This window comes from Mycobacterium colombiense (assembly GCF_001665835.1).
Taxonomy (GTDB): Bacteria; Actinomycetota; Actinomycetes; order Mycobacteriales; family Mycobacteriaceae; genus Mycobacterium; species Mycobacterium colombiense_A.
In genome coordinates this window covers 1-8,898 of sequence record NZ_LZSX01000093.1, presented here as the reverse complement: position 1 = coordinate 8,898, position 8,898 = coordinate 1, and the positions used below count along the sequence as shown (strand labels likewise).

Sequence of the window (8,898 nt, the reverse complement as noted above, 5' to 3'; positions counted from 1 at the left end):
GCGCAGGCCGCACCCGAACCCAGCCCGGCACCAGCGCCGCCCGCAGCGCCACCGCCACCACCACCGTCTCCGCCGCCCGCGCATTCGCCACCTCCAGCGCCGGCCCCGGAACCTGCTCCTGCCCCCGCTCCGGAGCCAGCCCCCGAGCAGCAAAACCCGCCGGGTTGACCGGCGGCATGTGGATCGGCTGGCTCGAGTTCGACGTGTTGCTCGGCGACGTGCGGTCACTCAAACAGAAGCGGTCCGTCATTCGTCCCGTCGTCGCCGAGTTGCAGCGCAAGTTCAGCGTGTCGGCGGCCGAGACGGGTTCGCATGAGCTGTATCGGCGGGCTGGCATCGGCGTCGCCACGGTGTCCGGCGACCGCGGTCACGCCGTCGAAGTCCTCGATGCGGCCGAGCGGCTGGTGGCCGCGCATCCCGAGTTCGAGCTGCTCTCCGTGCGGCGTTCCTTGGTGCGCAGCGAGGATCTCGCCTAGCCGCTAGCCCCGATGGCGACGACCCGCTGCGCCCGGCTACACCGCGCTTGCGATCGCCGCTAGCCGTCGCGGCCTTCCCGCTTGCGGCCCAACGGCACGGGCGCGACGACGCCAGGCGCGAGCCGTCGCGTGAAGATCAGGAAGGCGGTGTGGCCGCGCATCGAATGCTGCGGCCGGACCGCGAGACCGACGACGTTCCAGCCTCGCTGCAATGTCTCCCAGGACCGTGGCTCGGTCCAGCACTGCTGCGCCCGCAGGGCCTCGACCGCGCGCGACAGCTGGGTGACGGTGGCCACGTAGATGATCAGCACGCCGCCGGGGATCAGCAGTCGCGCGACCGACTCCAGCACCTCCCACGGCGCGAGCATGTCGAGCACGGCGCGGTCGAAGGATCCGTCCGGCAGCTCGGAGTCGGCGACGTCGCCGATGATCAGTTGCCAGTTGTCGGGTGCCTGGCCGCCGTGAAACACCGACACGTTGCGTTCGGCGTGCTCGGCGTGGTCGGCGCGCTGTTCATAGGAGATCACCCGGCCTTCGGGCCCGACCGCGCGCAGCAGCGAACAGGTCAGCGCGCCGGAGCCCGCCCCGGCCTCCAGCACCCGCGCGCCCGGGAAGATGTCGCCTTCGTGCACGATCTGGGCGGCGTCCTTCGGGTAGATCACCTGGGGCCCGCGCGGCATCGACATGACGTAGTCGATCAGCAGGGGCCGCATCACCAGGTACACGGCGTTGTTGCTGGACTTGATCACGCTGCCCTGCTCGAGCCCGATCACCGCGTCATGCGGAATCGCCCCGCGATGGGTGTGAAACTCGGCGCCCGCGGTAAGCACGACCGTGTAATGCCGACCCTTGGCATCGGTGAGCTGGACGCGCTCGCCCTCGGTGAACGGGCCGGTTACAGACACGCGGTCTAGCGTGCCAGCCGACTCGCCGCCGCAGGTGTTTGGGGGTTGTCGGCGCCCAGTCCTAGGCTGCCGACATGATCGTCCAGCCGGAGGCACCCCAGCCGGAGGCACCCCAGTCGGTGGAGCGCCCGGCGGGGCAGGTGTACCGCCCGGCCCTGTCGCCGTCGCGCGCCGCGGACTTCAAGCAATGCCCGCTGCTGTACCGATTCCGCGCCATCGACCGGTTGCCCGAGGCGCCGTCGGCCGCGCAGCTGCGCGGATCGCTGGTCCATGCCGCCCTGCAGCAGCTTTACGGCCTGCCCGCCGAGCGGCGTGGCCCCGACACCGCCATGTCGCTGGTCGAACCCGCGTGGGACCAGATCATCGCCGAGACGCCCGAGCTGACCGCCGACATGGATCCGGCGCAGCGCACGCAGCTGCTGGCCGAGGCGCAGGCGTTGCTCGCCGGGTATTACCGGCTCGAGGACCCCACCCGGTTCAACCCGGAGTGTTGCGAACAGCGGGTGGAGGTCGAGCTGGCCGACGGCACCCTGCTGCGTGGCTTCATCGACCGGATCGACGTCGCGGCCACCGGTGAGCTTCGGGTGGTCGACTACAAGACCGGCAAGGCCCCGCCGGCCGCGCGAGCCCTGGCCGAGTTCAAGGCCATGTTCCAGATGAAGTTCTATGCGGTGGCACTGCTGCGTTCACGCGGTGTGCAGCCCACCCGGCTGCGGCTCATCTATCTGGCCGATGGCCAGGTGCTGGACTACACGCCCGAACGCGACGAGCTGCTGCGGTTCGAGAAGACGCTGATGGCAATCTGGCGGGCCATCCAATCCGCCGGGCAGACGGGCGATTTCCGTCCCACCCAGTCGAGGCTGTGCGACTGGTGTCCCCACCAGCAGCATTGCCCGCTGTTCGGGGGAACGCCGCCGCCCTACCCGGGGTGGCCGGAATCTCTTGGCGCACAGGCTGATTCGCACCCTACCGAACCGGCTGCCTAGCAATTCGATGGTGGCGACCCGCCGCGCCCGGCTCCGCCGCGCTTGCGATCGCCACTAGCCCGATGGTGGCGACCCGCCGCGCCCGGCTACGCCGCGCTTGCGATCGCCACTAGCCCGATGGTGGCAACCCGCTGCGCCCGGCTCCGCCGCGCTTGCGATCGCCACTAGTCGAGCGGCGAGAGCTCCTGCAGCATCGTGGGAATCAGCTCGCTGACGGTGGGATGGATGTGCATGGTCCGCGACAGCGTGGTGTAGGGCGCCTTGGCCGACATCATGTCCAGGATGCAGTGGATGGCCTCGTCACCGCCGACCCCGAGGATGGTGGCCCCCAGGATCTCCCGGGTGTCGGCGTCCACCACGACCTTCATGAAGCCTTGTGTCTCACCCTTTTCCACCGCCCGGCCGACTCTGGTCATCGGCCGCTTGCCGACCAGCGCGTTGCGGCCCGACGAGCGGGCCTGATCGACGGTCATGCCGGCACGCCCCAGCGGCGGATCGATGTAGAGCGCATAGGTGGTGATGCGGTCGCTCACCCGGCGCGGTTCGTTGTCCAGCAGATTGGCGGCGACGATCTCGAAGTCGTTGTAGGAGGTGTGGGTGAACGCGCCCTTGCCGTTGCAGTCGCCCATCGCCCAGATGTGATCGGCGCTGGTCTTGAGCTGGTCGTCAACCACAATGTAGCCGCGGGCGTCGGTCTGCACCCCGGCCGCTTCCAACCCGAGGTCGTCGGTGTTGGGTCGCCGACCCACCGCCAGCAGCAGGTGACTCCCCTCAACGGGCGCGGCACCCTCGCGAGGATTAAGCTCGAACCCGTTGCCGGTCTTGGTTATTCGGACATCGTCGGCACCGACGACGATGTCAATGCCCTCGGCCCGCAGGATTTCTTCGACGGTGGCCGAGACGTCCTCGTCTTCGCGCAACGCCAGCCGCGGACCCCGTTCCACGACGGTCACCCGGGCTCCGAACCGCCGGTACATCTGCGCGAACTCCAGTGCGATGTAGCTGCCCCCGAGGATGACGAGATGCGTTGGCACCGTATCGAGTTCGAGAACGGACACGTTGGTGAGGAAGTCGACATCGGACAGGCCCGGGATGTCGGGCACCACCGCACGCCCGCCGACGTTGAGGAAAATGCGATCGGCGTGCAGCATATCGTCGCCAACCCGCAACGTGTGCGGATCCTGAAAGACCGCGTGACCGCGAAAAACGGTGCAGCCGTTCATACCCTCGAGCCAATCCTCGACGCCCTTGCGGTCGCCCAGCATGATCTCGTCCTTGCGGGCCTTGACCTTCGCCATGTCGACGCTGACCGGTCCGGTCCCGACGCCGTAGTCCGCGCCGCGGCGCGCGAGATGCGCGGCGTGCGCGGAGGCCACCAGCGTCTTGGTCGGGATGCATCCGGTGTTGACGCAGGTGCCGCCGATCAGCTTGCGTTCCACCACCGCAACGCGCTGCCCGGCTGCGGTCAGCCGGCCTGCCAGCGGTGGGCCGGCCTGCCCGGCCCCGACGATGATCGCATCGAAATGCTCCGTCACTTAACCGCCGTCAGCAGGTACTCGGTCAGCACGTGACCCGTCGCCGCAAGGATGGCGAACCCGCCCACGATCGCGACGGCGTCCTCGAGCAACGCGATCGGCAGATCCTTGCCGCCCGTCGCGGCCACCAGCCGTCTGCGCGCGTGGTAGCCGCCGAGGGTGCCCAGCACCGCGCCGATGACGCCGGCACCCAACGCGGTGAACGTCCAGTGCGGCCACGCGCCAAGGGCCGCGCCCGCGAGCCCGCCCATGAGGATCCGGGCTGCGAAGATCGGCGGCGCGGTGCGGGCCGGCGTCTTGGGCAGCTTGTCGTTGATCAGTTCGCCCACGGCGAGAACGGTGAAGATGATCACCGTGATGATGCTGGCCATCCAGCCCGCCCACGTGCCGTGCAGATCGATCCAGCCAAGAACTGCGGGGTACGCGGCCCAGGCGACGACGGCGGGCGCCGTCAGCGAGCGCAGCCCGGCCACGACACCAATCAGTAGAGCCAGCAAGACAAGAAGCGCGTGTGTCACGGAAGACCCTCCTGGGAGACGAACGCCGGCGACCGATGCGGGGACGGCCCACACGCCAACCAGGGCAGTCCCCCGAGGCGGACGCTAACACAGCCGTGGGTTTTGCACCGCGTGCGCAATCAGAACCGGCAAAACCTGATGTCGGACGCCAGGATCGCCTTCGCGCCGATGGCGGCCAACTCGTCCATGATCTCGTTGACGCCACGACGTGGCACCAACGCGCGGATGGCCACCCAGTCCGGGTCGGCCAGGGGCGCGATGGTGGGCGACTCCAGCCCCGGCGTGATCGCCGTAGCCTTGTCCTGCACCGAGCGGGGGCAGTCGTAGTCGAGCATCAGATATTGCTGACCGAACACCACGCCCTGGATCCGCGCCACCAGTTGATCGCGCGCCGCCTGAGTGCCGGACTTGCTGCTGTGGTCGCTCTCGATCAGCACCGCTTCCGAATCGCACAGCGGTTCGCCGAAGGCAACGAGGTCGTGCAGGCTCAGGGTGCGCCCAGAACCCACCACGTCGGCGATGGCGTCAGCGACGCCGAGCTGGATCGAGATCTCCACCGCACCGTCGAGCCTGATGACTGTTGCCTCAATACCGCGCCCGGACAAGTCTTTTCGGACCAGATTGGGGTAGGCGGTGGCGATCCGTTTGCCGGCCAGATCGGCGATCTTCCAGTCGCGCCCGGCCGGTCCGGCGTAGCGGAAACTCGACGAGCCGAATCCCAGCGCCAGCCGCTCGCGCACCGGTGCGTCGGAATCGCCCACCAGATCCCGGCCGGTGATGCCGAAGTCCAGTTCTCCCGAACCCACATAGATGGCAATGTCTTTGGGCCGCAAGAAGAAGAACTCGACCTGGTTGACCGGGTCGATGACGGTCAGATCCTTGGAATCGGTGCGGCGCCGGTAGCCCGCCTCGGCGAGGATCTCGCTGGCCGGCTCGCTCAGCGTGCCCTTGTTGGGAACCGCAACCCGCAGCATGGTCACAGCTTCCGATACACGTCGTCGAGCGTCAGCCCGCGCGCCACCATCAACACCTGCGTCCAGTAGAGCAACTGGCTGATCTCCCCGGCCAGCGCGTCGTCGGATTCGTGTTCGGCGGCCAGCCACACTTCGCCGGCTTCCTCGAGGATCTTCTTGCCCAGCCCGTGCACGCCGCCGTCCAGCGCGGCGACCGTCGCGCTGCCGGCAGGCCGGGTACGGGCGCGCTCGCCCAGTTCGGCGAACAGATCCTCGAAGGTCTTCACGGCCAGCGATTGTTTCACGCGGCGGCGAGCAAAGTCACGGCGGTTTAGCCCGGGCTGGGTTCTGAGCCGCTTCGTCCGTCGAATCCGGCGAGCGTGATGCGCAGCGCTTCCTCCAACCGCACGTGAAATGCCGGGCTCTCGGCGATGTCCGAGGTCAGCCATCCATCGAGGACGAATTGCACCGTGGCCAAACTGGTGTGGACCAACAGTGCGGGTCGAATGTCAACCGCCGCATCGACATTCATCCGGTGAGCGACCTGTTCGATCAGCGTGGCGTGGTCGGTTTCGCTGACCAGCACGGATTTGCTCAACAGGTGGGGCGCAGTTGCGACGGCATCACGCCAGGTGTCGAGGCTGTCAGCCTCGCTGGCATCCTTGGCGTGCGCCACAAAGAGCTGAATCAATGCTTCGACCGGCGACTCATCTGGCGGTTGCACACGGTAGGAACGCACTATCCCGGCGGCCGCCTCCCGGGCGGGATCGACCAGCAGGCCCTCCTTAGTGGGCGCGTACCGGAAATAGGTGCTGATGGAGATCCCCGCGGCCTCGGCGATGTCCTCGGTCGTCACCGCACCAAAGCCGCGTTCGGCGAAAAGCCGGTGCGCGGTCTGCTGGATGTGGGAGAGCAGCTCGGCGCGACGTCGGTCCCGCAACGAACCGGTGTTTGCTGAGGGCATGCCATCACCTTCGTCAATCCCACATCAGAACCCCACGGCGCCGTCCAGCGACGAACTCAGATGAGCGACTCTACACTATTGAAAGTGCCTTCCAACTAGGCTAGTGTGATGCCGCACACACCGATGAGCTGCGGAGTTCTGGCGCTTGTTGACACTATTTTAATAAGAATAGCGTTTGATGGCCGCCCATGTCCTCCGCTCGGCACTCAGGATTTAGGGGTGGAAGAGGGCCGATGAAAGCGGTAGCTGGTATGCGATGACCTGCGCCATGCGTTTGCTAGGCGGACCGCTGGTCACGCCGCAATGACGACGACACAGCTTGATGGCGTTACCGCCATCCGGAACTGGTCCGTCGGGTACGTCAAACGTCACCCGGTCGCGTCGCTGACGACGGTAGGTGAACAGTTCGTGCTGGGTGTGCGTACCGCTCAATACTTCTTCTACGACCTCGTGACCGGGCGATTCCAGTGGCAGGAGTTCGTCCGGCAGGGCGCATTCATGGCCGGCACCGCCGTGTTGCCGACGATCCTGGTGTCGCTGCCGATCAGCGTCACCCTGTCCATCCAGTTCGCGTTGCTGGCCGGCCAGGTCGGCGCCACGTCGCTGGCCGGGGCGGCCAGCGGGCTCGCCGTCATCCGGCAGGGGGCGTCGCTGGTGGCCGCGGTCCTCATGGCATCGGCGGTCGGGTCGGCGATCACCGCCGACCTGGGTTCGCGAACGATGCGCGAAGAGACCGATGCGATGGAGGTGATGGGCGTCTCGGTGATCCGCCGCCTGGTCGTGCCCCGTTTCGCCGCGGCAGTGATGATCGGCGTGGCCCTCACCGGCGTCGTGTGCTTCGCCGGATTCTTCGCGAGCTACATGTTCAACGTGTACTTCCAGAACGGGGCGCCGGGCAGCTTCGTGTCGACGTTCGCGTCGTTCGCGACCACCGGCGACATGATCTTGGCGCTGATCAAGGCGATCGTGTTCGGCGCCATCGTGGCGATCGTGTCGAGCCAGAAAGGCTTGTCCACCAAGGGCGGACCGACCGGCGTCGCGAACTCCGTGAACGCCGCTGTGGTCGAGGCGATTCTGCTGTTGATGATCGTCAACGTCGCCATCAGCCAGCTCTACATCATGTTGTCGCCCAGGACGGGGCTGTGACGTGACGGCCTCCGCTTATCAGCCTTTCGCACCGATTTCGGTGCCGCTCGTCCGGCTCTACCGCCGGGGCAGAGCGCCGATCATCCGGCTCGGCCACCTGCTCGTCTTCTTCGTCCGGGCGCTGGTCGCCGTGCCACTCGCCTTGCGCCAGTACCGCACCGAGTTCCTGCGGCTGCTGTCGAACATCACCTGGGGCAACGGCTCGATCGTGGTGGGTGGGGGCACCGCGGGTGTGGCCGTCGTGCTCGGCATGACCGTCGGCGCCCTCGTCGGCATCGAGGGCTACAACTTCCTGGACCTGCTCGGCCTGGGGCCCGCCACCGGGTTCGTGTCGTCGTTGGTCAACACCCGCGAGCTGGCTCCCCTGATGGCGTCGCTCGCGTTCGCCATGCAGGGCGGCTGCCGCTTCACCGCTCAACTGGGATCCATGCGCATCGCCGAGGAGATCGACGCGATGGAATCGATTGCCATCCGCCCGATCCCGTACCTGGTGACCACCCGGCTGATCGCGTCGGTGGTGGCAATCGTCCCGCTGTATGCCGCCTGCCTGGCGATCGGATATTTGAGCACGCAGGTCGTGGTCGGCATCGGCAGCGGCGGCTCGACCGGTTCCTATCTGCACTACTTCACGCTGATGCTGGCCGGCCAGGACATCGTCTATTCGTTGATCAAGGCCGTCATCTTCGTGTGGATCGCGTCCACGATCCAGTGCTACTACGGGTATTACGCCAGCGGCGGTCCCGAGGGCGTCGGCGTCGCCGCCGGGCACGGCATGCGGGCCAGCATCACCGTGGTGATCATCGTGAACATGCTGCTCACCATGGCGCTGTGGGGCGTCGACTCCGGCGCAAGGTTCGGCGGGTAGGCCGGTAAAACATGCCCAATTCCTTTGAGCTCGACGGCCGTGGCCCGTCGGACCGGCAGCTGTTCGGCATCGGCATTGCGGTCGTGGTGGTCAGCGCCCTGGTCACCACCGCGATGTTGGTCAAATCCACTGGCAGACTGAACGATTACGTGCGAGTGGTGGCCGACCTGGTCAACGTGGGCGATGGCCTTCCGCAGAAGTCCGACGTCAAATATCACGGCGTACTCGTCGGCATGGTCAACGGTGTCGTGCCCGCGGCCCACGGCAAGCCCAACTATGTCCACATCGATCTCAAAGAGGACTACGCCAAGTCGATTCCGGCCAACGTGACCGCACGCGTGGTGCCCAGTAACGTCTTCGCCGTCTCGTCGGTCCAACTGGTGGGCAACGGCCCCGGTGTGAAAATCCGCAACGGTGCCCACATCCTGGAGGACAAGCGGCTGCCGACCGTCCTGTTCCAGACGACCGTCAGCAAGCTGCGCGATCTGCTCGCCGCCGCGGGGCGTGGCCGCGACGACAGGTCGGTGGGGATCCTGGCCGCGCTGGGTGC

11 protein-coding genes are annotated in these 8,898 nt (G+C 67.1%); 5 read left to right on the top strand and 6 right to left on the bottom strand.

Annotated elements, in window-relative coordinates; genetic code table 11:
• Nucleotides 1-176: 176 nt before the first annotated feature.
• Entirely contained in the window at nt 177-476 is a 300-nt protein-coding gene (locus A5760_RS23705) for a DUF503 domain-containing protein (RefSeq protein WP_064885376.1), read from the top strand.
• A 59-nt stretch (nt 477-535) separates the two neighbouring features.
• Here the strand turns inward: A5760_RS23705 and trmI are convergent, their stop codons facing one another.
• Nucleotides 536-1,381, bottom strand: a complete 846-nt coding sequence (gene trmI, locus A5760_RS23700) for a tRNA (adenine(58)-N(1))-methyltransferase TrmI (RefSeq protein WP_064885374.1) — start codon at nt 1,379-1,381, stop codon at nt 536-538.
• A 74-nt stretch (nt 1,382-1,455) separates the two neighbouring features.
• On the opposite strand from trmI, the gene A5760_RS23695 reads away from it, so the two are divergent.
• Nucleotides 1,456-2,367 carry a RecB family exonuclease gene (locus A5760_RS23695; protein ID WP_064885372.1) on the top strand — a complete coding sequence of 304 codons (912 nt, stop codon included), beginning with the start codon at nt 1,456-1,458 and terminating at the stop codon, nt 2,365-2,367.
• 164 nt (nt 2,368-2,531) lie between these two features.
• Here the strand turns inward: A5760_RS23695 and A5760_RS23690 are convergent, their stop codons facing one another.
• The 5 genes from A5760_RS23690 to A5760_RS23670 all read right to left on the bottom strand — a co-directional run bounded on the left by A5760_RS23690 (nt 2,532) and on the right by A5760_RS23670 (nt 6,337).
• A complete protein-coding gene (locus A5760_RS23690) occupies nt 2,532-3,902 on the bottom strand; it encodes an FAD-containing oxidoreductase (RefSeq protein WP_064885370.1) in 1,371 nt (456 codons plus the stop codon).
• Nucleotides 3,899-4,420, bottom strand: a complete 522-nt coding sequence (locus A5760_RS23685; protein ID WP_064885368.1) for a hypothetical protein — start codon at nt 4,418-4,420, stop codon at nt 3,899-3,901. The genes A5760_RS23690 and A5760_RS23685 overlap by 4 nt, the downstream gene beginning before the upstream one ends.
• 119 nt (nt 4,421-4,539) lie before the next feature.
• Nucleotides 4,540-5,394, bottom strand: coding sequence for an ATP phosphoribosyltransferase (gene hisG / locus A5760_RS23680; RefSeq protein ID WP_064885378.1), 855 nt, complete (start codon nt 5,392-5,394; stop codon nt 4,540-4,542).
• A gap of 2 nt (nt 5,395-5,396) precedes the next feature.
• Nucleotides 5,397-5,678: a phosphoribosyl-ATP diphosphatase gene (locus A5760_RS23675; protein WP_064885366.1), complete on the bottom strand. Its 282-nt coding sequence runs from the start codon at nt 5,676-5,678 to the stop codon at nt 5,397-5,399.
• Between the two features lie 26 nt (nt 5,679-5,704).
• Nucleotides 5,705-6,337, bottom strand: a complete 633-nt coding sequence (locus A5760_RS23670; RefSeq protein WP_064885362.1) for a TetR family transcriptional regulator — start codon at nt 6,335-6,337, stop codon at nt 5,705-5,707.
• 303 nt (nt 6,338-6,640) lie between these two features.
• Here A5760_RS23670 and A5760_RS23665 point away from each other — a divergent pair, with 303 nt between their 5' ends.
• The 3 genes from A5760_RS23665 to A5760_RS23655 form a co-directional block, all read left to right on the top strand.
• Complete coding sequence (locus tag A5760_RS23665) at nt 6,641-7,483, top strand: MlaE family ABC transporter permease (RefSeq protein WP_064885360.1); 843 nt, start codon at nt 6,641-6,643, stop codon at nt 7,481-7,483.
• 1 nt (nt 7,484) lies between these two features.
• On the top strand, nt 7,485-8,348 hold the full coding sequence (locus A5760_RS23660; protein WP_064885358.1) for an MlaE family ABC transporter permease: 864 nt from the start codon (nt 7,485-7,487) through the stop codon (nt 8,346-8,348).
• 11 nt (nt 8,349-8,359) lie between these two features.
• On the top strand, nt 8,360-8,898 hold a 539-nt coding region (locus A5760_RS23655; protein ID WP_155764443.1), incomplete at its 3' end, for an MlaD family protein.